Source organism: Desulfosporosinus sp. OT, from assembly GCF_000224515.1.
Classification (GTDB): domain Bacteria; phylum Bacillota; class Desulfitobacteriia; order Desulfitobacteriales; family Desulfitobacteriaceae; genus Desulfosporosinus.
The window spans coordinates 13,996-36,956 of sequence record NZ_AGAF01000053.1 but is presented as its reverse complement, the minus strand read 5'-3'; the positions used below and the strand labels follow the sequence as shown (position 1 = coordinate 36,956).

The window sequence follows — 22,961 nt, the reverse complement described above, 5'->3', positions numbered from 1 at the left end:
CACGAGTCGTGTCTGGAGGCAAAGATGATCGAGTTAAAGAACATTAACAAAACCTTTAAGGTTGCCAAGCGGAATGCCGGGCTGAGCGAAGCCGTCAAAGCACTGCTGCGCAAAGAGTATAGTTATATCCAGGCCCTTAGGGATGTTTCCTTTACCATTAAGGACGGAGAAATGGTCGGTTATATCGGCCCCAACGGCGCTGGGAAAAGCAGCACCATTAAAATAATGAGCGGAATTTTAACTCCGGACAGCGGCGAATGCAGCATTAACGGCAAAACACCCTGGCAGGAGAGGATCGCCCATGTCAGGGAAATCGGCGTTGTTTTTGGTCAGCGCAGTCAGCTTTGGTGGGATGTTCCCGTAGCCGACAGCTTTGAGCTGATCAAGGATATCTATAAAGTGGACGATACAGCCTTTAAGAGGAATCTTGATGAACTTACAGAACTTCTCGATATCAGTGAAATCATCCGAACCCCGGCTAGACAACTCTCCCTCGGTCAGCGCATGCGCTGTGAAATCGCCGCTTCTCTTTTACATAGTCCCAAAATTCTGTTTTTAGATGAACCGACAATCGGTCTGGATGCCGTTTCTAAAATTGCGGTGCGCAAATTTATTAAAACTTTAAACAGCGAACGTAAAACAACCGTAATCCTGACGACCCACGATATGCAGGACATCGAAGCTCTAACGGAAAGAATTCTGTTGATTGGCAAGGGGAAAATCCTGTTGGATGGTTCTTTGCGCGAGCTGAAAAAGAGGAATTCCAGCCACAAGAGACTTACAGTGGATTTTGTGGGTATCCTTGCTGAAGCAGGAAAGGGTATGAGCTTTACTGAAAATTTGGACGGACACGCCGAAATTGTGCTTGACACAGAGGTGATTTCTGTTTCCGAGGCCATAGCTCAAATATCGAGGCAGGTGGAAATCAACGATATTTCTGTCACAGGAGCAACAGCGGAAGAAATGGTTGTATCCCTTTATAAGGAGTTTGAGATATGAATAAATATCTGTCTTTCTTCAAGATAAGGCTTACCAACGGCCTGCAATATCGTGGGGCGGCTTGGGCCGGTGTTGCAACACAATTTGTCTGGGGCGGTATGACGCTTTTAATGTTCCGGGCATTTTATCAAAATGGTGAAAATTCACTTCCCATGACATTCCCTGAACTTTCAAGCTATATTTGGCTGCAGCAGGGGTTTTTGGCGCTTTACATGGCCTGGTATTTCGACAATGATATTTTCAATTCCATCACCAGCGGCAACATCGCTTACGAGCTATGCCGGCCGATCGATCTCTATGCCATGTGGTTTGTGAAAAATATGGCCGTTCGTCTTTCCAGGGCCATACTGCGCTGCTTTCCCATTTTGATCGTGGCTGTCTTTCTGCCGAAGCCTTTTAATATTTCCCTTCCTTGTACTCCTGTTGCCGGGCTGATGTTTATTATTTCCCTGATCCTTGGTTTTTTGGTCTTAGTCGCTTTTTCCATGTTGATTTATATTTCCGTCTTTTATACCTTATCATCCCTGGGTATCCGCATTCTGACCACAAGCGTGGTGGAATTCTTGGGAGGGGCGATCATACCGCTGCCGTTTTTTCCCCAGAAACTGCAGACCTTGGTGATGCTTTTACCCTTTGCCTCCATGCAAAACACGCCCTTTCAGATTTATAACGGCTATATTGCCAGCTCAGAGATACTCAAGAGTGTGCTGTTCCAAATCATCTGGCTGGGCATTCTTTTAAAATTAGGAAAGCTGCTGATGCAACAGGCGCTGAAAAAAGTTGTAGTACAGGGAGGCTGACATGAACTTATATTGGAAATATGCTTCGATTATTTTAAGAAGTCAAATGCAGTATAAGGTTTCCTTCATTATGTCTGCCGTGGGACAGTTTCTGGTGTCATTTACGACATTTTTGGGAGTTTACTTTATGTTTTCTCGTTTTAATTCAGTAAAGGGGTTCACCTTTTCAGAGGTGCTGTTATGCTTTGCGGTTATCCTAACTTCCTTTTCTCTGGCGGAGTGCTTTGTGCGCGGGTTTGATGCCTTTTCCGGAATAATTTCCAACGGAGAATTTGACCGCATTATGGTTCGCCCCAGAAACGAGATTTTACAGGTATTGGCCTCGCGGATTGAATTTTCACGGATAGGACGTTTGCTTCAGGCCCTGGTGATGTTTGCCTATGCCATTCCCGCGAGCAGGGTTGACTGGACTTTTGATAAGATTTTAACCCTGATATTTATGCTTGCCGGAGGAATAATTGTCTTTTCCGGATTATTTATCATCTATGCAAGTCTGTGCTTTTTTACCATAGAAGGACTGGAATTTATGAATATCTTTACCGATGGAGGCAGAGAGTTCGGCCGGTATCCGTTTTCTGTTTATGGAGAAGGAGTTTTAAAGTTTTTAACCTTTGTTATCCCCTTAGCTCTCTTTCAATATTACCCTTTTATATATTTGATCGGAAAATCAGATAATACTTGTTATATGTTTCTGCCCCTGGTGGGAATGTTGTTTATCATTCCTTGTTTGATCTTCTGGCGCATAGGTGTCAGACATTATCAATCAACAGGGTCGTGAGGGGAGTGATTCTTAATGATCGTTTCAGCGTCCCGACGAACCGATATTCCGTGTTATTATTCTGAATGGTTTATGAACCGCTTGAAAGCAGGATTTGTAATTACCAAAAATGCTTGTTGCTATTGCTAAATAGAGAGGTGAGAAAATCCCGGACAGAAAGGACTTGAAGAATACTGCCGATACTTTTATTTTTTTGTTCCCCCGACTAATTTTCGGAGGAATTTTTTTGTACTACATCGTGGAAAGATGATGTCTGCAAGAAGAGTAATCCGTGCGAAACAGTGTCTGCAAGAAGGGCTAATACGTGCGAAGACAGTGTCTTCGTGTGGGCGCCAGCTAAGTTTTTTAATAGGAATGATTGTCATCACTCAAAAAAAGTTTAGCAAGGATACAGGAAAGATAGATGGGTATGGTAACCTATTCTTAGAGGTGGGAACATGACGATTAAGTTGCTGTTAGTTGAAGATGATCAAGAGATACGGGAAATCATCACCGATTATTTTACAGAGAAAAGCGGCGGGACCTTGAGGCTGGATTCGGCCCGGAGCGGGGAGGAAGGCCTGCAGAAATGTCTTGAGCAGGAATATGATTTAGTGCTGCTGGATGTAATGCTGCTGGAAGTAGACGGATTTACCATCTGCCGGGAAATCCGGAAAAGAAGTAATGTGCCCATAATTTTTCTGACGGCCAGACATCAGGAGCGGGACCGTTTGCAGGGATATCACCTGGGCTGCGATGATTACATCGTTAAGCCCTTTTCCCTGGCGGAGCTGTACGCCAAGGTTACGGCTTTGCTCAGACGGACTAAAGGGATGATCGGCAATGAGTTGATTTCAGCCGGCAGCATCAGGATGGACCTTTTTCGCTGTCAGGTGTTTGTCAATGACCATGAAGCAGTTCTGGCTCCCATGGAATTTGCCATTTTAAAAGCACTCCTGGAGAACCGCGGCCGGATCGTGAGCCGGGAAAGCCTGCTCATCCGCATCTGGGGCTATGACTTTGCAGGGAATGACAGAGTCGTGGACAACCATGTGAAAAAATTGCGCCAAGCCCTGGGAGAGGCTGCAAGGCAAATTAAAACCGTCATTAAACGAGGGTACAAATTGGAGGGATAGCAGTGCAGAGAAATAAGATAAAGAGAAGAATCTATCTCCGCATCGTTGGGACGTTAATGGCCACTTACCTGGTGCTGATGACGGCTTTCAGCGTGTTTCTGATATCCCGGGAGAAGGAAGTTAAGGGCTTAGAGCTGAGTACCCTTGCTTTGCAGGTCAATAATAGGGTTGAAGATATCTTGAGGGACACTACGGAGAGCAGTGGGCAGCCGACGGATACGGCGAAGCTGAAAAAGGAATTGGCGAAACAAATTTCTTTCATAAGCTATTCTGGGGCAGAAGCTGCCCTCTATTCAGGGGATTACAGTCTGATTTACAATACCAACGATTACTGGGAATGCAGCTATACAGAACATCGTGAAGGCAGTACGAATTATGCCGGGTATGGCTATTTAAACCCCCGAGAGTGGTTCAGTGAAGAAGAGACGGCGGAACTGGAAAATTATCTGAACGCCCGGCCTCAGGCGAAAAAAGCTGGTGATCTGGCCGGATATTCTCTCGATTTGGAGGGACTCTGGGTGGATAACGAAATGATTATTCCTGAGACAATTAAAGTGGTGCCTATGTATGCGGACACTTTCGACGAAGAGGGGCAGCTTAAGTCAAGCAGCGGAACAGATTTAAAGGCAATAATGTATACTTCGGACTACAAGCAAAATAGCAAAAAATTACCCTATTTCAAATATGGCGGCATTCAGCCTACCAATAACCGCCTCCTTGATCAGGAGGAAGCAGCCAGCCTGCGTGAGCTGGTCCTGGATCAGGAAAAGTTAAAGGAAGCTGTCCGGCATTTTCCGGATAAGGATTATAACTTGAGCGAAAGGGTGAGGGGGCTGACCTATTACTTCTATTGGCCCCAGCCTTATCAAAATATGGTCAAATCGACGGATGACCAAGGAGGCTATTACAGCGAATTCTGGACAGTCTTTGCCCGCCAGGTCAATCTTTGGGATGAATGCCGGGGCACTTTGCTCTTTGTCTGGGCTGCCTGCCTGATCACCTTTCTCAGCGTAGCTTTAATACTGGCCGGCCAAACCTATAAAACCTACCGCCAGCGGGAGGAGCTGGAACAATTCCGCAGGGATACTGCCAGCGCGTTGGCCCATGATCTGAAAACCCCTCTCAGTATTATTTCCGGCTATGCCCAGAATCTCAGGGAAAATGTCCGGACGGAAAAGAGGGAGCATTATGCGGCGGGTATCCAAACCAATGTGGAGCGGATGGATGAGATTATCCGGGAAATCCTGGAGTTGTCCGGATTAGAAGCCGGTTTACTGCCCATAAAATCTGAGGAGGTTTTACTTCAAGCAGTGTGTACTCAGGTCATAGATCGTTACCGCCAGGTTTGTGCTGAAAAGCTCATTCAGGTAAGTTTGGAAGGGGAGGCAGTAGTCAAAGCAGACCCCTCCTTAATGGAACGGGTGATTGATAATCTTTTTGTCAACGCTTTGGATAATACCCCGGAAGGGGGAAGAATCGGGCTGGAAATCAGCGCCGGTACCTTTGCACTGTTTAATAGCGGCAGCCATATTCCTGAGGAAAAGATTAAAGAAATCTGGCTGCCCTATAAAAAAGGGGATGAGTCGCGGGGAAGGACTAAGGGCACGGGTCTGGGGTTGGCCATTGCCCGGACGATTCTGGAATTATTTCACTTCAGCTATGGGGCCAAAAACACAGGAGAAGGCGTGGTATTCTGGTTTGAATTTATCAGCGGGAGTTGAATAGATAAGACAAAGCAGTTATCCGTTGTTTTAGGCAAGGGATAACTGCTTTGTTGTTTGCTTTGAATAGGATATTGACAACTATAACTACAAGTGTAATAATGATTACAAAAGTAAACTGAAGAATCGAGGAAACATATGGCTGAGACACCGAAAATATCGGATGCCGAGTGGGAAGTAATGAAAATAGTGTGGTCAAGAAATTCTCCTCTTACTGCCAACGAAATTGTTGATGCCTTAGAAGGCATAGCCGAATGGAAGCCTAACACAGTAAAATCATTAATCACAAGGTTGGTGAAGAAAAAGGCTCTGGGTTATAAGGAAAAGCGCAGGATCTATTGGTACTATTCCTTGGTTAGTGAGACCGAGTGCATCAGGTCAGAGACCCAATCTTTTGTCAGCCGGGTTTTGGGTGGGGCATTTAAACCGCTGTTAGTTACCTTTCTTCAAGAAGAGGAATTATCGAAGGATGATATTGAAGAGCTGAAACGCATCCTAGAAGAAAGGAAGGACTGACAGTGCCGCCAATTCATCTGGATTATCTTGGCTTCTTTGACTGGATCTGGAGTTCTTCGGTAAAGGTAAGCTTCCTGGTAATTCTTCTACTGCTTGTGAAGTTAGTGGTGAAGAACCGAATTGGAGCACGTTTGCACTACTGGTTATGGGTTGCTGTTTTTGTCAGTTTGCTTGTACCATGGGCTCCCCAAAGTTCATTGAGCATTTATAATCTTACCAACTTGGATATACAAAAAACGGCTTCTCTCTATGGAGGGACGGAAACGCCGTCACGCCTTTCCGCAGCAGGCGTTGGATTTAGCGAGCAAGAAAAGGTTAATAGCATAAACCAAATTGCCGCGGCCCCAAAGCCGAGTGTATTACATAATATGGGCGAACCCCATAATGCTTTGGCCAACTACCGGTTTATTCACCGGCTTTTATTCTTCCTTTGGCTTATAGGAGTTGCTGTTTTGTTCATGATTACCGGCTTAATCAATAGAAGATTTGCGAAAAATATTCAAGGTTTGCCTGTAGTTGATACCGATTTAGTCTCCGCTTATATAAGAGCCAAGAACAAACTAAACATCAAGGCCGAAGTTCCTTTAATTCAAACGAAGATAATCACAAGCCCATCGCTATACGGATTATTCTGTCCCAAACTTTTAGTGCCGGTTGGCCTTTTAGAGGATTTCAACCCTGAGCAGCTTAATCATGTCTTTACGCATGAGTTAACTCACTTCAAGTGTAAGGACATATTGGTAAACTGGTTGACACAGGGTTTGCTTATACTACATTGGTTTAACCCTCTGCTTTGGTACGCATTAATAAAATTGCGTGAAGATCAAGAAATAGCTTGTGATTATTTGGCTATTGAAAAGATGGGTATTGATGACCCTAAGGAGTATGCCTTTACGCTTATCAAGTTGGCGGAGAGCAACATGAGAGTATCAAGAATTGTAAGTATGGCAAATTTGTTGGGCACACGGTCACAGATAAGGAGAAGAATTGGAATGGTAAAAGTTTTTCGTAAAGTACCGTTAAAGTGGACTTTATTAGTTATTTCAGTAGTATCTGTTCTGGTATATGTAACTTTGACCAATGCTAAGGTGAACAATTCCGGTACAGTTGGAAAAGTGGCCGCCGTGACAAATGGCAAATCAGGCGAACCTATAACTCAGTCTAATCAATCTTCTTCTGAGCAAAATGGAAGCTTTAATTACCATCAATATCTGCCATTTACCCCCTTACTTCCACGCTACACCGCTGGATACCAGCTTACCTCTTCGCAGATCAGCAGCAGCCAAAACATGCCTCCGGATAACGCTTCCGGTGTAGGGTACTTAGCTGCCTATGGTAGCTACGCAGCATTTACAATCTCGGAAGGGCTCCCCAAAGGGATGGATCCTAATGTTTCTGATCGCTCAACGAAAACCCAAATCCAAATAGGTGATTTGCCGGCAATTTTATACGTGAGAACGATTGGAGATGCATATATTCAGTTCACAAAGGACGGTGTAGAGTATACTGCCAACAATATAATCGGCGGGGGCATTTCAATCGAGGAGTTAAAGAAAATCTGTGCCAGTATAGCAGTTCCGGCTAAAAATCCGCCTTCAGACATTTATATAGGAAAAGGGGGCACTTCGGCTACAGATGGGTTAAGCTTTAATACTATCCAAGCAGGGGATGTAGTCATTCCCCAGGGATATAAATTTGATATGCAAAATTCCATGATCTATATTCAAGGGGACAAAAAGTCAGAAACCTTTTCGTTATACTATACGAATACGAAAGGAACATCAACACCTTTCATTAATGTACAGATGATCAAAGGAGATCACCCTTGGTTCGCTCCAGTGGCAACGCCGGAATCAACATTTGATATGAAACAAATTGACGGAATTGACGTTAAACTGCGTAAAAACTATAATGACCGTCTGCCGGCTGCTGTGTTTCAAAATAGTAGCGGTTTAAGATTTGAAATTGCTTCGACGGAATCGCAAGCGATTATCGAGACTATTGTGAAATCGATTGTGCAAGCTCATGCCAAGCTGTAGGTACTAATCGTCAGCATCCTGCCTTTGTGCCTTGCTAAGCTCAGGAAGATCAGGAATAGCCGCTTTGATAAAGACTAATCAGTCAAGTATAGATTCGAAGGTGGATTTAAAGCTCAAGGATTTTTGCAGGATCACAATATGGCATTCCTCACTAGCCCTCTTTTTTTTATATTTGATCGGAAAATCTGATAAGACTTATTATATGTTCCTGCCCTTGGTGGGAATGTTGTTTATCATTCCTTGTTTGATCTTCTGGCGCATGGGGGTCAGACATTATAAAACAACAGGGTCCTGAGGGGAGTGATGTTTAATGATAGTTTCGGTGTCCCGACGAACCGATATTCCCTGTTACTATTCGGAATGGTTTATCAACCGCTTGAAAGCAGGATTTGTATTGACCAGAAACCCCAGGAACAAGGCCCAGATTTCACGCCTGCCGCTTAATCCTGAGCTGGTTGATTGCCTTGTATTCTGGACAAAGGATGCTGAAAATATTTTACCTCACCTCAAACTCATTGATGAGATGGGATACAAATACTATTTTCAGTTTACTCTGACACCTTATGACCGGACTATAGAGCAAAACCTGCGTGATAAGCTAACTATTGAGGACACCTTTATAGAGCTTTCCCAACAAATCGGCAAAGAACGTGTTTTGTGGCGCTATGATCCGATTATGCTCAATGATAGTTTGACTATTGATTATCATAAATTGCAATTTGAACGGCTTTGCCAAAAACTCGCACCTTTCACTGAAAGCGTGACCATCAGTTTTGTGGAGACATATCGAAAACTAAAAACACCGCTTATCCGTGAAATTAATGATGAAGAGAAAGCTGAACTTGCCGGTTATATTGCGGAAACCGCCGAGGCCTGCGGATTTACAGCGAAGGCCTGCTGCGAAAAAATAGACCTGGCACCTTATGGAATCCAAAAGGCCAGCTGTATTGACAAAGCTGTACTCGAAAGAGTTTGCGGCTGTAGTTTAAACATTTCGCCTGATAAAAACCAGCGCAATGGCTGCGGCTGTATGGAAAGCATTGATATTGGCGCCTATAACACCTGCCCCAACGGATGCGTTTATTGTTACGCTAATGACAGTCCGTTTACCACTCTGCGGCGTCATAACTCTCATAAGCCAAACAGTGAAATGCTTATCGGTTCGATAGCAGAGGGTGAAAAAATCACGGACAGAAAGGGTAAATCCAATAAGCTGCAGCAAATTAGCTTGTTTTAGTATGGACAATTTCAATACCTCACTACTTGTTGGCACTTTGGGATGATAAACTGGTTGAAAGCACATTTAGCTTATTTAACATGGAAAGGGCGTCCGTGAGTGGGCAATGAATACGAAACATAACACATTGGCTATCATCTTCTGTGGAAGAAGTTAATTCACCACAAAACTTATATACGAAGATGTTTACCTTTTTATGGTATAATGGTATCGGGGTATCATCCAATTGATAAATGTCTGTTAGATAAGATAAACCAGAAAACCCAAATGTAAGCTTCCTTAGCGAGTGAGTCAGTTAATAATTTTGATAGAGCTTTGTAAAATGACTTTTAACATAATTATTATGAAATATTGTGTATGATGGAATAAACAGTTTTAACAGGAGTCTTCAATGGTTCTGTGTAGAAGAAAGTTATCTTGAATGAGGGAGAGTGCTATTATGCCATTACCCCACGAAGAAAGACAATACACGTATGCAGACTATCTAGTATGGCCTGAAGATGAAAGAGTTGAAATTATTTCTCCATCTTCGATTAAACATGACAGGGTTACCAAGTTTAATCAGTATGAAAAAGCCGGAGTTGTGGAATACTGAACTGTAGAGCCGGAAGGTAGGCTTGTAAGTGTATTCTTATTGCAAAGTAACGGTAGGTATGGCAGGCCGGAAATATACACAGAAGAAGAAAAAATAAATGTATCAATATTTCCGGATTTAACGGTAGATTTGAGTGCGGTGTTTCCTTCTGTTTAATAAGGGTAGGCAACGCATTTTCATAATCGATACATTGTTTGTTTTATAACCACAATATTTAAGAAAAATGCTTAAATATAACAAATATGAAGAGCGGTTTACTCATAAGTGGTAAACTGCTTTTCTAATTATTAGTCGTGGGATTCAAGTGTATAACCGGTCTCTTCTGTCGCCGTCCCTGTGCCTGATCCTATCTTCGAAAGGTGCAAAAACAAAGGGGGAAATGGTTGAAGTATCATCCGGTTATTTCGTTTGGAAATGATTTGCAAGCAGGCAATGACCCGGTCCCGGTGGGAGCTGGAAGCTTAAGGCAGCTCCGCTGAAGAGCGAAAGAATGGTTAAATCCTTTATCTGAAGGTCCGTAATTAATGATAAATTTGGAAGGGATATGCAGAGAGGATGTGGAATTTTAACATAACCGTTGTGCGCACAGGGCTTAGTATGAATTTGAAAACGATCCGGTGCTGTCATGTGATAGCCTAAGAGATCCTGATGGGCGATCTTAGATAGGTTGATCAGCTAGCCTTACTTTTTTGAGGGGGAAATTATGATCTTAACACGTGATTATTTAGCCCGTAATCTTAGTGAAGGAGTAATTACTGCAGATCTCTCCTCTTGGGAAGAGTTTTCTAATCTTGTAACAGGGAGACTATTGAACACTAGTAATTATATTTGGCGCGGTCAGAGGTCCCCGGACTGGTTACTGGAACCAACCTTTGATAGAATGCTAAAAAAGTTTAATAATTATGATAGCTTAAGGCACCTTAAGAGCTTTAAGATTGGCACCGGGGGTCGGGGGGAATTAAACAGGGAAAATACAGAATCGGATGATGATTGGTGGGCAGCGGGGCTGCATAACGGCCTTGTTACGCCACTTCTTGAGTGGACAATCTCCCCCTTCATCGCTGCCTACTTTGCTTTCTGTGAAGGTGGCAATGAGCAAGAAAAAAGGTCTATCTATGCTTTTGCTCAGAGAGTAGCACTTGTTATTAATAAAGAGTTGAAAATGAAGAACCCTGGCGTTAGTGAGGATGATTTGTTTGTTAAGTACATAGAGCCTGTATTTGATGATGACTCAAGGTTGGCTAACCAGGGTGGTGTGTTTACAAAGTCTCCCAGAGGAGTAGACATTGAGCGGTGGGTAAAAGAAAATTATAGTGTAGTCAGCAAGGCTAAAGTAATTTTATTAAAGCTGACCCTGCCTAACGCTGAAAGAACTACCATTTTGAAAGCTTTGAATCGATTGAACATAAATAAGGCGACACTTTTTCCCGAGGTACCGAATAACGTCAAACTTTAGCAAAAGGATGTGAGAAATTTGGTAGCTCGGCTTCATTTAGTAGAAATATTTGCCTATCAGTAACATAAATTAACTAATTGATGTTAATATATGTATGACATGGAAAATTGGAGGTGTGTAGTTTGACAAGAAATAATATTCCGTTGTTAGAAGTCGATGAAGTAAATATTACAATAATTATGGACAATACTATTGACGTATTTATGCCGAGTAGTGAAATCGCTCACAGGATTGATTTAAAGCTTGATTTAAGCAGAAAGTGTCCTCCTCCAATAGCGGAGCACGGTTTTTCAGCGTTGATTCAGGTTAAATGCGGAGAAAAAAAGGAACAGTAATATTAGATACAGGTATAAGCACCAATGGCATCATACATAATATGAACTCATTAGGGGTCAAGTTAGCTGATATTCAAGCAATCGTAATCAGCCATGGTCATAGCGACCATACTTTTGGGTTACCTAGCCTGATTGAGAGGTTGGGATCACAGAGCGTCTCCCTCATTCTTCACCCGGATGCTTCCCTTGAGAGAAAAGTTGTAATGCCGAATGGATATGAATTAAATATTTCCCCTCCTAAAATAGCTAATTTGCGTCGAGATAACATTACGTTTATTGAAAAGAAAGAACCGACTCTTTTGAGTGATAACATGATTCTCGTCTCTGGTGAAATAGACCGCACTACAGATTTTGAAAAAGGATTTCCTATTCACTATACTAAACGTAATGATAACTGGGAATGTGATCCCTTAATAAAGGATGATCAGAGCGTCATTTTGAATGTTCGTGGAAAGGGTTTAGTAATTATTACAGGATGTGCCCACTCCGGAGTAATCAATACCATAAGGTATGCTCAACATCTGACCGATACCCAACAAGTATATGCTGTCTTAGGAGGATTCCATCTAACAGGCGGTATTTTTGAAAAAATAATTCCTGATACAATTGCCGAACTGAAAAAGATCAGTCCAACTTATTTAATGCCTGGTCACTGTACTGGTTGGTCCGCCATACATCAAATCGCTAATTCGATGCCAGAAGCTTTTATTCCAAATAATGTTGGGACCACATTAGTGTTCAAAGGATAAACCTATAGAGTATCTGTTTGCTAACTGGATCTGTCCTATACGCTGCTTGACCCCAGGGTTAGGGAGGGCTATTAATTATTTGGATCTGTTTGGCAGGGATTGGCGACCAAGTGTCGAATAAAACATAAAATAATATTGTAGGGCAAGACCATGAAGGTATTTGCAAAAACCACGGAGGTTTGACTCACTCGAGTCAACTTCGTGGTTTTTTCATTTGAAAGGGGGTCAATCTTAAAAGAACAAAAATCAAGGTGTTAGAAGCTGCAAAAGAAGGTGGGGATGGAACTGCTTGAACAGAAAAGCAACGATTTCTAAAAAGCTGATCAAGAGAATCTTAGGATTTATACTAACTATATTTATTCTGTCTGTTGGGGTTTTTTATATTGCACGCCTGGCACCGGGTGATCCCCTGCAATCCTATTACGGCGATGCAGTTGAGTCCATGACCACTGCGGAGCTGGATGCTGCGCGAGTACGCTTAGGTCTGGATGGTCCAATCTATCTTCAATACAGCAAATGGATCAGCAACGTGCTGCAGGGTGATTTCGGTTTATCGCTGAAGTATAAGACACCGGCATTGGAGGTTGTTTCTCCGCTCATCGGAAATACTTTGCTGCTTGGGGGCACAGCCTACATCCTTGTCTTTGTCTTAGCCACTCTCCTGGCCTTGTTTTGCGCTAGGAATGAAGATACCTTAGTGGATCGAATCATCTGCAAGGTGGGGACAGCGGCCTATTATATTCCTCCGTTTTGGCTGGGCGTTGTTCTGGTTTTGATTTTTAGTATCAATCTTCAGTGGCTGCCTAGCAGTGGCGCTTATGATATCGGCAAATCGGGCGATATCCTAAATCGAATTCAGCATATGATTTTGCCGCTGGTGGTTATGATACTCAGCCACCTGTGGTATTACGCCTATATGATCAGAAATAAGCTTTTAGATGAAATCCGCAAGGATTATGTCCTGTTAGCCAAGTCCAAGGGCTGTAATAAAGATGAAATTGTGTTCAAGCATTGTTTCCGCAATGTAGCCCCGACGATTGTAAGCATCATGGCAATTTCGATTCCTCATGTCTTGAGCGGAACTTATATTGCAGAGTCTGTATTCAATTATCCTGGAATTGGAGCTCTTGCCGTCGTAAGTGCCAAATATCATGATTACAATTTATTGATGTTAGTAGTGCTGATTACAGGGATATTGGTTGTTTCAACCAGTATGATTGCCCAATCGATCAATGAAGTGATTGACCCAAGAATGAAATTGAAGGAGGTGCCGACATGCCGGATAATCGAGAGCAGTTCGTCATAGTTGGTGCCAATTACAGGCCACACCTGCCTGAGCGGAAAGACCCATCTATTAGGCATAAATTGAAGGGAAAACCGATTCTGTCCATTGTCATTCTCAGCATAATCGTATTGGGATGTATTTTTGCGGAGCAAGTGTATAATCATGACCCGACCGGTTTTTATCTGCAGAATCTCAGTGAAGCACCCAATGCAGAGTTTTACTTCGGGACAGACTCGCTGGGACGGGATATCTTCTCCATGATCTGGTATGGCGGCAGAGCCTCAATTCTTATCGGACTGCTGAGCATGGCGATCATCACTGTGATCGGGGTGGTCTATGGATGTATTAGCGGCAGTGCCGATTCACGGGTTGATGCTGTCATGATGCGCGTTCCTGAACTTATTAACAGTATCCCGATACTATTACTTGTCTTATTGCTTACGTCAGTTATTGGAAAGCAAAATATTCTTAAAATATCATTGGTCATTGGCGTTACCGGCTGGTGTGCTTTGGCAAGAATTGTGCGCAGCGAAGTGAGGCAAATACGCAGCAGCGAATACGTGCTGGCTGCCCATTGCATGGGGGGAAATTTCCCTCATATTATGCGCAGACATTTAATTCCAAATTTTGTTTCGACAATTATGTTTGTGGTAGTATCCAGCATCAGCTTAAGCATGTCCATGGAGTCGACGCTGAGTTTTCTTGGGCTGGGGCTTCCTGTAGATGTTATTTCCTAGGGCAGCATGCTTTCTCTGGCCAACAAAGCGCTGCTGTCGAATAATTGGTGGGTCATCATCATTCCGGGCTTGTTTTTAATCATAACTTTAGTGTGTATCACCAATATTGCCTATTTCTTCAGAAGAGAAACCAACAAACTGGAAAGCATTCTATAAGGGCAATGGCCTTTAGAATAATAAAATTTGGAGGAGGATTATCTTGAAATACAAGAAGAGAATCAAGACACTATTGGCAGTCGTCTTATGTCTAGGAGTTCTTTTAAGTTTTATGGGGTGTGGCTCAGGTGCCTCAAGCGTTTCAAGTGACACACCAAAGAACGCCTCTGATTTGTCCAATACCCTGGTCTATGCTGGCGAAAATACCGATACAATCAACCCGGTTGTCACTGGTCAAAGCGAGTTAGTCAGTATTGTTTTTTCTGGCTTGATGAAGTATGACGCTTCCGGCAAGCCCATTGCAGACTTAGCAAAAAGTTATTCGTATGATGAAAAGTCGCTCACTTATACCTTCAATCTGAGGCAAGGGGTTTTGTGGCAGGATGGTAAACCGTTTACTGCCGAGGACGTTGTCTACACTTATAAGGAGCTGACAACTGACAAAACTTTAGCTTCAAGTATGCTCGATGATTACAAGGATATTGCCAGCGTAAAAGCGAAGGATGAGAACACCGTGGAGATAACACTTGCGAAATATAACGCTGCTATGCTTAATTATTTTACAATTGGCATCATTCCGAAGCATCTGCTTGAGGGTCAGGACCTCACGACATCCTCTTTCAACCAAAATCCAGTGGGTACCGGCCGTTATAAGTTTGTTCAGTGGGATAAAGCCGGCGGAACGGTATCACTCGTGAGAAATGAAAAATACTACGATAAGATCCCCAACATCGAAAAAATAGTCTACAAAACAGTTGCGGTGGAAAGCACAAAGGCTCTGATGCTGCAATCCGGTGAAGCAGACCTGGCCTGGCTCAATGCCAAATATGCCAAGAATTTTCGTGGTAAAGAGGGATTTAAAAATTACGATTTTACAACAGCTGACTACCGGGCAGTGTCCATGGACTTTAGATCCAAGTTCTGGCCCCAAAACAAGGATTCCATCGGCGTGCTTAACTATGCTATCGATAAAGACGCTGTCGTGAAAAGCGTGCTTACCGGTCAGGGCTGTACCGCTTACAGCACGATGCAGTTGAACGCTTTTGGCGGTAATAAGGATGCTGACATTTACCCGTATGATCTGGCTAAGTTTGCCACTGAGATGGCCAAGCTCGGTTGGACGAAAGGGAGCGACGGTATCTATGAGCGCAATGGACAGAAGTTCCACTTCAAAATTCAGGTGCGTGACTACGAAGAAGAGCGCGTAGATATTGCCAATGTTGTTACCAAGCAGCTGAAAGATGCCGGCGTGGAGATGGAAATTGTGTTGGTTACAAAGTTCGACTGGAAGGCCGGATATGATGGCTTCTTGGCCGGTTATGCGGTTGAGTTTGATCCGGATGCTGCTTATAAGCAATTTATTACCAACGGAAGCTCAAACACAATGAAATACTCCAATCCGGTAGTGGATGATATCCTTACTCAAGCGAGACATGCCCAAGATGCTAATGAAAGAAAGAGCTTGTATGGTAAATTTGAAGTTGCTTACGCCAAGGATCCGGGGTCAGTCTTAATCGTTTATCTTGACGGCAATTATGTCGGCATCAGTGGCCTTGAAGGTCCAAACACGAAACGGGTTCTCGGTCACCATGCCGTGGGTGTGATGTGGAACATTGAGGAGTGGAAACTCTCTAAGAATAAGAAATAGTAGAAAGGCTGAGTCAGTATAAAACTACGCAGTCGTTGTAAGATGTGCAGGGTATCGGAAACCCGGCACGTCTTACCTGCAATAGGGGAGGAATTGTTCATGGCGGAACCTGTTTTGCAACTTAACAACTTATCAGTTAGCTTCGACACATCAAGTGGTGAAGTTGAAGCCGTCAGAGACATTAGCTTATCACTCAACAAGGGGGAAATTCTGGCGGTAGTGGGGGAATCCGGATGCGGAAAAACGGTGATGAGTCAATCGGTTCTGAAGCTGCTTCCCAAAACTTCAAGGATCAAACAGGGGCGAATTATAGTAGATGGTGAAGATATAACGGATTATACAGAAAAACAAATGCGTCGATTGCGAGGCAGTGTTTTGTCTATGGTATTTCAGGATCCCATGACAACGTTAAACCCCACGATTCCGATCGGAAAACAAATTACTGAATCGATTTCTAAGCATACCAGGGTCAGCCGGGAGCAGGCCAGGCAACGAGCGCTGGAAATGCTGAATTTGGTAGGTATAGAAAATCCTGAACAGATGTTTGCTCTGCAGCCCCACTTCTTTTCAGGTGGCATGCGTCAACGCTGTGTCTTAGCTATAGCTCTGGCTTCCAATCCCAAGGTGTTGTTTGCCGATGAGGCGACGACTGCTCTGGACGTAACAGTTCAGGCCAAAATAATTGATCTGCTTCTGGATATTCGGGACAAGAGCGGCATTTCAATCGTCTTTATTTCGCATGATTTTGGAACTGTGGCCCGCATTGCCGACCGCGTGGCTGTTATGTACGCCGGGAAAATCGTTGAAATCGGCACGGCAGAAGAAGTGTATTATGATCCGAGGCACCCTTACGTTTGGGGGTTGATGTCAGCGCTGCCATCCCTGACTAAGGAGGGAGAGGATCTTACCAGTATTTCCGGCATGCCGCCGGTGATGTTGAATCCTCCGCTCGGTGACGCTTTTGCTGTTCGGAACGAATTTGCTCTGGCGATTGATTACGAAGAAATGCCGCCCATGTTTCAGATTTCTCCTACCCACAGCGCGGCAACCTGGTTGCTTGATGAAAGAGCGCCCAAAATTACATCCCCAATTTCACTGCAAAGAAGGACCGAAGTATGAGCCCAGAGGAAATTTTATGTGTTAATAATTTAAAACAGCATTTTCACATCAATAAAGATTTAACGATCAAGGCCGTCGATGGTGTGACTTTTCAGGTTAAGAAGGGTGAAGTTTTTGGCCTGGTGGGTGAAACCGGCTCAGGAAAGTCCACAGTAGCGCAGACAATTATGGGCATTTATCCAGCCACGAGCGGTGAAGTGTATTTTAAGGGCCGGAGGATATCGGAAAAAGAAATCTATAGGCAAAATAAAAAAGATCTGCATTTAAACATGCAGATTATTTTTCAGGACTCGGCGGCTGCTCTAAATCCGAGAATGACGGTCGAGCAGATAATTACTGAGCCGCTGAAGGTTAACCGTATTATGAGGAACAAAAATGAACTGCGCGATAAATTAGAGTCTTTGCTATTCGAAGTGGGTTTGGATGACACCTATGCAACGAAACGTCCCGCTGAGATTTCAGGGGGGCAGCGTCAACGGGTGGCCATTGCCAGATGTTTAAGTACGAGTCCTGATTTGATTATTGCTGATGAGCCTGTTGCCTCTCTGGATGTTTCAATTCAGGCGCAGATTATTAACTTGTTTCAACGTTTGCAGCGCTATTATGGGTTTTCCTTTCTCCTAATCGCCCATGACCTCTCCATTATTAAGTTTATCTCTGACAAGGTGGCTGTAATGCTTCAGGGCAGGCTTATGGAATTGGCACCGACCCAAGAGTTATTTAATAATCCGCTTCATCCGTATACACGGTCTCTTTTGTCCGCTGTTCCAGTGCCTGATCCTGTCTTCGAGAGGAATAAAAAGATTTTAGACTATGATGTGAAAGACGTAAAAACACAGGGGGAAATGGTTGAAGTATCATTTGGTCATTATGTTTTGCAGTGAATTAGACATCTGTATCTCTTGTGGAGTATGCGGTGCTTTCAAGGTGGCAATGTTGGTTCAGTTTTAAGCAAATAGCTTAGAATATTCTCTTGAGCCGTGGACAATGTGGTAAACATAAACGGTATTGCTATCAGTCTGTATATGCAAACATATTTGCTGGTTTTTGCTTGAATTTGCAGTCCAACCTTCTAATGCAGCATGAAGCAACAACGACTTAAGCGATTGACAAAACTAATATTTAAGATTATTGTAATAATAGACCGGTCGTTATAATATTATAAGGAGTGACTTAACGATGACTCATAAAAATAAGACTAAAGACATTCTAATTGAAGTTGCTTCTCAACTATTTCGAATACGTGGATATGATGGTGTGGGACTTAATGACATTATTGAGGAAAGTGGTATTCCAAAAGGCTCATTATATCATTATTTTCCAAAAGGCAAAGAGGAATTAGCAATTGTGGCTATTAACCATACAAAAGAGGCCGTTACTAGTGAAATTCAAAAGATATTAGCAAGATTTGAAGATCCAATAAAAGCATTACAAGCCCATATATTGCAATTGTCAGAGCATTTCGGGGAACTTGATATTTCAGGCTTGCCGATAGGAACAATAGCGGCTGAAAAATATTCGACAAGTGAGCCTATAAGAATTGCCTGTCAATCAGCTTTTGAGGATTGGCAATCTACATATGTAAATAAATTACTTGAATCAGGATATAGCGAACAGCAGTCAAAGGATTTAAGTATAGTCATTAACGCTATGGTAGAAGGGGGTATTCTTTTATCTTTAACGACAAAAAATGGGAAACCGCTTCAAGTCATTGCTGAACAGATCCCATTATTATTAATTAAAAAATAGGTCCTACGGAAAAGTAATTATACACTTAAGCCTGATTCAGTTTTTATGGGAGGAATTTTTCGTGTCAACAAATGCCATACAGCAGCAAACACAATCTATTAAAACCACTCCTATCTTGGTTTCCTTTTTGATTGCAGGGTTTATCGGATTATTTAATGAGACAGCCTTAAACATGGCACTTGGCAATTTAATTCAGGTATTTAATGTTAGTTCTTCAACGGTCCAATGGCTGACAACAGGTTATCTATTGACCTTGGGGATATTAGTTCCAGTTTCTGGTCTTTTGATACAGTGGTTCAGTACTCGCCAATTATTTATAACTTCATTGGTGTTCTCGCTTATCGGGACGATAACCGCAGCACTAGCACCAAGTTTCGGCGTGTTGCTGCTAGCTCGTGTTATTCAGGCAATAGGAACTGGCTTATTATTGCCACTTATGTTCAATACTGTTCTATTAATTTACCCAATTCATAGAAGAGGAGCAACCATGGGCCTAATGGGGTTAGTAATCATGTTTGCACCAGCTATTGGACCAACGATTTCAGGGTTAATTATTGAATATCTTAGTTGGCATTGGATTTTTTGGGTCTGTTTACCGTTTTTTGTCCTCGCTTTACTATCTGGTATAACGTATATGCAAAATGTCTCTACGATTACCAAACCGAAAATTGATGTTCTATCTATTATTTCATCAACCATTGGTTTTGGCGGAATTGTGTATGGTTTTAGTAGCGCCGGTGAAAATGGGTGGGGAAGCACGATCGTTATTTCTACAATTACCGTAGGTCTTTTAGCACTAGCTTTGTTCTCTCTTAGACAAGGTAAAATGAACAAACCGATGATTAATTTGCGGGTATTTAAATATCCTATGTTTACTTTAGGGGTATTAACCGTATTTGTTGCCTTTATGGTCATCTTGTCTTCTATGATTCTTTTACCATTATACTTGCAAGTTGGGCTCGGATTAGATGGGTTTTCAGCCGGACTTGTACTTTTACCAGGTGGCGTGATAAATGGTATTATGTCTCCTATAACGGGTCGTATTTTTGATCGATATGGACCTAGAGGGCTCGTTCTTCCCGGATTTATTATAATGATTGTCATGTTATGGCTTTTATCAAAGGTCACAACAGAAACATCTATTCTAATGGTGATTGTATTGCACTCATTTCTTATGGTTGGTGTGTCTATGGTGATGATGCCTGCTCAGACAAACGGGCTGAATCAACTACCAAAAGCTCTTTATCCAGATGGAACTGCGTTGATGAATACGTTACAACAAGTATCTGGAGCGATTGGGACAGCTGTTGCTATTACTATTATGTCAGTATCACAAAACACTTATATGATGAGTGTGACAAACCCATCTGATCCATCTTCAATTGGGGCTTCATTGACTGCAGGTGTTCAAGATGCCTTTATTTTTGGACTAACACTTGCAATTGTCGGTCTGATTATATCGTTCTTTATTAAATCATCGAGCGTTAAATTGGAATACTGAAGAAGTTAGCACCTTTTCTCAATAGCACGAAATGTCCTGTGAGCATTTTGACAGCCAAAATCAGGAGTTCCCGAAGCACTATACTGTGATAAGCTATACGCTCTCGCCCGATCTGCCTGATGTGCATTTACCGTCACTGATTGCGTTCGTTCCGACCAACCTCGGCAGAAGCGCATCAATCCCAATGAACCCCAGTCATCGGGCAGCATTTGCATCGGCATTATTGGTGGCGCAGATGGTCTGACAGCCATCATTTTCGGCGGCAGCGGCCAGGGCAAGCTCCATGTAGCCTGCTCCGCACTGCACTTTGAGCCGATGGATGATGTTGAGTGGCGCATGGTGTTTTATGAAAAAAAAGACGCGAAGATGTTACGGTGGAGTTGATATAAACCTAATTCTCCCAGGAGTGTTGCGATTAGGTCAAATTCGTCGGCACCGACGAATTTGACCTGCCGCCAGGCCCTTCTCCTACTGGGGACTCCGGAAGATGAGCGGGAGAAAATTACTTTTCAAAGGCCTTTCCAAAAGTCGCTTTCGTCTACCTGAAGATGCTTGCGCAAAATGCTATCCCATAAATTCTTGGGGATTTCTTTGCTAGTCTTTGTAGTTTCGTATGTGGATATGAATGTTTCGGTAGGGACGGAGGGGACGGGTAATTACTCGATTCAGAGTTTTACTTTACCAGATTTAAATCCGGTAGATGCTTGGAAAGCCGCTCACAATAATAATTGCCGCCTTTTTGGTAGAGATAATATAGTTCCTTGCCTATCTCAATAACCCGGTAATCCTTTTCGTCAGGGATGTCCTGAACACTCTGCCGGTTGGTTTTCTTTCCTTCCAGCAGGGCCCGGACAACCACCTCCGGGATAAAATAGCTGCGGGAACCCCACAGGCCATAGATCTGCTCATATTGCTGGGGAGAGATGATATAATAGCGAAAATCCCCGTCACCGGAAAGCATAGCCAGTCCTTTTTCCGAATCATAAAAATTCAACCGGTACCCCTCAGGGCCATCGTTCACATAAACTGTTAATCCCGGGCTCAGCTCATAGGGAGAGCTAACCTGCTTTTCAGTCCAGCCGCCGGACACGCCGGTCAGCCATTCTCCAAACTCTTCCCCCGTTATAAGGGAGGCTCCCTGTCCATGAACTCTGATGATGAGCTGGTCCTGGGCCGCCGAACTCTTGGCAACATAATTAAGATTAAAATTTGCCGAAGCGGATTGAGAGCTTTCGGGATTAGAAATCAAGCCATGGTGGAATACAATAATCCTTGCAAATTTCTGCTTCACTTATATACGCTAACTTTTGTAATGTTAATATCTCTTCCAAATCTGATACTAAAGCTTTTTCAATCATCGCAATTCCCCCAAACATGTTCGATTAAATTATCATTAGAAAGGGCTTCCGTAAATGAGCCATATATTAAGTTAACATAAAGGATAAGATCCTAGAATTTTAACTATGTTATACTCACTAATTTTTCTAATTGTATGTTTTATTTTATTTCTTTAGCATAACGTCCTTCAATATCAATAAAAAATAATATTTTCCAAGTGTTTTTTTAGTTGGACGTGATATTGTTGAAGTTAAATTAATATAATTTCGAGAAAACTCAGTTAATATTTTTGATAATTCTCCAGGTTTATTTATAGCATTCATAATGACCATAGAAGTGTTATAAGGTTTATTAGCATCATAATTTATAGTTTCTTTCGAAAGTACAATAAAACGAGTTTTATTATCTATTGAATCGGTTATATTTTCGATATTAAAAGGGAATTTATTACTCATATTCAATAGAAATTTCGGAACTACGGCCGCTTCCCCTAAAACCCCCTTTTTTACTTCTATAAATGATTCGCCGTTACTCTCGGTAATTATAAATTTAGTGTTAGTAAGCTTTTTCAAAAAATTAGAACATTGTCCTTGAGTTTTAAATTGGACGTAAATTTTTCTGATATCTGATATCTGATATCTGATATATCTTGTATATTCCCCACTAGTGAAAATTGTATTGGAAGAACAATTTCATATATTATCTGCAAATCTGTTTGTGCAAGTAAATCAAGTGTAAGTTGTACATATCCATCCAGTGTATTCTCAATAGGTATTATCCCTAACTCACATTCCGTACCAATAGCATTGAAAACCTTTTTTATACTTGGATAGAAGATCACTTCAGTATTTTCGTTGATTGTTTCAATATATTTCTTTGATGCAAGTTCACTAAAAGTACCAGTTGGACCGAGTGTTGCTATCTTATTCATTTATTATCCTCCAAACCATTATAAAGTTGGTCAAAATTGATTTTATGTCTATTTGCGGAATCTGTCATTTTTCTCATTTCGCTATAATAAATAATTTGCTTTTATTTTACTAGATGAGTTAAATTGGTTTTTCTAAGTTTTAAGAATACATTCAGAA

The 22,961-nt window shown here is 42.4% G+C and carries 23 protein-coding genes and 3 pseudogenes; 22 read left to right on the top strand and 4 right to left on the bottom strand.

Features of this window, described 5'->3' with window-relative positions; translation table 11 throughout:
* Positions 1 to 24: 24 nt before the first annotated feature.
* From DOT_RS04430 to DOT_RS04345, 21 genes and pseudogenes are all read left to right on the top strand, one after another.
* Entirely contained in the window at positions 25 to 999 is a 975-nt protein-coding gene (locus tag DOT_RS04430) for an ATP-binding cassette domain-containing protein (RefSeq protein WP_009614793.1), read from the top strand.
* The gene (locus DOT_RS04425; RefSeq protein WP_009614785.1) at positions 996 to 1,799 is read left to right on the top strand and encodes an ABC-2 family transporter protein; all 804 of its coding nucleotides are present in this window, start codon (positions 996 to 998) and stop codon (positions 1,797 to 1,799) included. Before DOT_RS04430 ends, DOT_RS04425 begins: the two co-directional genes overlap by 4 nt.
* Position 1,800: 1 nt before the next feature.
* Entirely contained in the window at positions 1,801 to 2,577 is a 777-nt protein-coding gene (locus DOT_RS04420) for an ABC-2 family transporter protein (RefSeq protein ID WP_009614784.1), read from the top strand.
* A 15-nt stretch (positions 2,578 to 2,592) separates the two neighbouring features.
* A pseudogene (locus DOT_RS28365) lies at positions 2,593 to 2,688 on the top strand (DUF1848 family protein); the annotation flags it as partial.
* Positions 2,689 to 2,826: 138 nt separating this feature from the next.
* Entirely contained in the window at positions 2,827 to 3,018 is a 192-nt protein-coding gene (locus DOT_RS30250; protein WP_207637029.1) for a hypothetical protein, read from the top strand.
* On the top strand, positions 3,015 to 3,692 hold the full coding sequence (locus DOT_RS04410; RefSeq protein ID WP_009614782.1) for a response regulator transcription factor: 678 nt from the start codon (positions 3,015 to 3,017) through the stop codon (positions 3,690 to 3,692). Before DOT_RS30250 ends, DOT_RS04410 begins: the two co-directional genes overlap by 4 nt.
* Positions 3,693 to 3,694: 2 nt before the next feature.
* Positions 3,695 to 5,413, top strand: coding sequence for a HAMP domain-containing sensor histidine kinase (locus DOT_RS04405; protein WP_009614781.1), 1,719 nt, complete (start codon positions 3,695 to 3,697; stop codon positions 5,411 to 5,413).
* 138 nt (positions 5,414 to 5,551) lie between these two features.
* The gene (locus DOT_RS04400) at positions 5,552 to 5,929 is read left to right on the top strand and encodes a BlaI/MecI/CopY family transcriptional regulator (RefSeq protein WP_009614780.1); all 378 of its coding nucleotides are present in this window, start codon (positions 5,552 to 5,554) and stop codon (positions 5,927 to 5,929) included.
* A gap of 2 nt (positions 5,930 to 5,931) precedes the next feature.
* Positions 5,932 to 7,968, top strand: a complete 2,037-nt coding sequence (locus tag DOT_RS27700) for a M56 family metallopeptidase (protein WP_009614779.1) — start codon at positions 5,932 to 5,934, stop codon at positions 7,966 to 7,968.
* A gap of 310 nt (positions 7,969 to 8,278) precedes the next feature.
* On the top strand, positions 8,279 to 9,205 hold the full coding sequence (locus DOT_RS04390) for a DUF1848 domain-containing protein (RefSeq protein WP_009614769.1): 927 nt from the start codon (positions 8,279 to 8,281) through the stop codon (positions 9,203 to 9,205).
* A gap of 439 nt (positions 9,206 to 9,644) precedes the next feature.
* Positions 9,645 to 9,956: pseudogene (locus tag DOT_RS28360) on the top strand (Uma2 family endonuclease).
* A gap of 547 nt (positions 9,957 to 10,503) precedes the next feature.
* Positions 10,504 to 11,256 (top strand): FRG domain-containing protein, encoded by a 753-nt coding sequence (locus DOT_RS04385; RefSeq protein ID WP_009614762.1) that lies wholly within the window; start codon positions 10,504 to 10,506, stop codon positions 11,254 to 11,256.
* A gap of 122 nt (positions 11,257 to 11,378) precedes the next feature.
* On the top strand, positions 11,379 to 11,591 hold the full coding sequence (locus DOT_RS27695) for a hypothetical protein (protein WP_009614760.1): 213 nt from the start codon (positions 11,379 to 11,381) through the stop codon (positions 11,589 to 11,591).
* Positions 11,567 to 12,340 carry an MBL fold metallo-hydrolase gene (locus DOT_RS04380; RefSeq protein WP_083823948.1) on the top strand — a complete coding sequence of 258 codons (774 nt, stop codon included), beginning with the start codon at positions 11,567 to 11,569 and terminating at the stop codon, positions 12,338 to 12,340. The genes DOT_RS27695 and DOT_RS04380 overlap by 25 nt, the downstream gene beginning before the upstream one ends.
* Before the next feature lie 289 nt (positions 12,341 to 12,629).
* Entirely contained in the window at positions 12,630 to 13,646 is a 1,017-nt protein-coding gene (locus DOT_RS04375; protein ID WP_009614757.1) for an ABC transporter permease, read from the top strand.
* Positions 13,616 to 14,362 (top strand): ABC transporter permease, encoded by a 747-nt coding sequence (locus tag DOT_RS04370; protein WP_009614754.1) that lies wholly within the window; start codon positions 13,616 to 13,618, stop codon positions 14,360 to 14,362. Before DOT_RS04375 ends, DOT_RS04370 begins: the two co-directional genes overlap by 31 nt.
* 199 nt (positions 14,363 to 14,561) lie before the next feature.
* Positions 14,562 to 16,166, top strand: coding sequence for an ABC transporter substrate-binding protein (locus DOT_RS04365; protein ID WP_009614750.1), 1,605 nt, complete (start codon positions 14,562 to 14,564; stop codon positions 16,164 to 16,166).
* A gap of 99 nt (positions 16,167 to 16,265) precedes the next feature.
* Positions 16,266 to 17,285, top strand: coding sequence for an ABC transporter ATP-binding protein (locus DOT_RS04360; protein WP_009614748.1), 1,020 nt, complete (start codon positions 16,266 to 16,268; stop codon positions 17,283 to 17,285).
* Complete coding sequence (locus tag DOT_RS04355) at positions 17,282 to 18,169, top strand: ATP-binding cassette domain-containing protein (RefSeq protein WP_009614747.1); 888 nt, start codon at positions 17,282 to 17,284, stop codon at positions 18,167 to 18,169. The genes DOT_RS04360 and DOT_RS04355 overlap by 4 nt, the downstream gene beginning before the upstream one ends.
* A 295-nt stretch (positions 18,170 to 18,464) precedes the next feature.
* Positions 18,465 to 19,034 carry a TetR/AcrR family transcriptional regulator gene (locus tag DOT_RS04350; protein WP_009614745.1) on the top strand — a complete coding sequence of 190 codons (570 nt, stop codon included), beginning with the start codon at positions 18,465 to 18,467 and terminating at the stop codon, positions 19,032 to 19,034.
* A 61-nt stretch (positions 19,035 to 19,095) separates the two neighbouring features.
* Positions 19,096 to 20,535, top strand: coding sequence for a DHA2 family efflux MFS transporter permease subunit (locus DOT_RS04345; protein WP_009614743.1), 1,440 nt, complete (start codon positions 19,096 to 19,098; stop codon positions 20,533 to 20,535).
* A gap of 5 nt (positions 20,536 to 20,540) precedes the next feature.
* On the opposite strand, the gene DOT_RS30245 is transcribed toward DOT_RS04345, so the two are convergent.
* A complete protein-coding gene (locus DOT_RS30245) occupies positions 20,541 to 20,873 on the bottom strand; it encodes a hypothetical protein (RefSeq protein ID WP_157998410.1) in 333 nt (110 codons plus the stop codon).
* Positions 20,874 to 20,955: 82 nt separating this feature from the next.
* Here DOT_RS30245 and DOT_RS32630 point away from each other — a divergent pair.
* A pseudogene (locus tag DOT_RS32630) lies at positions 20,956 to 21,036 on the top strand (hypothetical protein); the annotation flags it as partial.
* A 172-nt stretch (positions 21,037 to 21,208) separates the two neighbouring features.
* Here the strand turns inward: DOT_RS32630 and DOT_RS04340 are convergent.
* The 3 genes from DOT_RS04340 to DOT_RS32255 all read right to left on the bottom strand — a co-directional run bounded on the left by DOT_RS04340 (position 21,209) and on the right by DOT_RS32255 (position 22,804).
* Positions 21,209 to 21,784 carry a DUF5301 domain-containing protein gene (locus DOT_RS04340; RefSeq protein WP_009614739.1) on the bottom strand — a complete coding sequence of 192 codons (576 nt, stop codon included), beginning with the start codon at positions 21,782 to 21,784 and terminating at the stop codon, positions 21,209 to 21,211.
* Positions 21,785 to 22,037: 253 nt separating this feature from the next.
* Positions 22,038 to 22,487 carry a prephenate dehydratase domain-containing protein gene (locus tag DOT_RS32260; protein ID WP_282433431.1) on the bottom strand — a complete coding sequence of 150 codons (450 nt, stop codon included), beginning with the start codon at positions 22,485 to 22,487 and terminating at the stop codon, positions 22,038 to 22,040.
* Complete coding sequence (locus tag DOT_RS32255) at positions 22,442 to 22,804, bottom strand: prephenate dehydratase domain-containing protein (RefSeq protein WP_009614733.1); 363 nt, start codon at positions 22,802 to 22,804, stop codon at positions 22,442 to 22,444. Before DOT_RS32255 ends, DOT_RS32260 begins: the two co-directional genes overlap by 46 nt.
* Between the last annotated feature and the right edge of the window lie 157 nt (positions 22,805 to 22,961).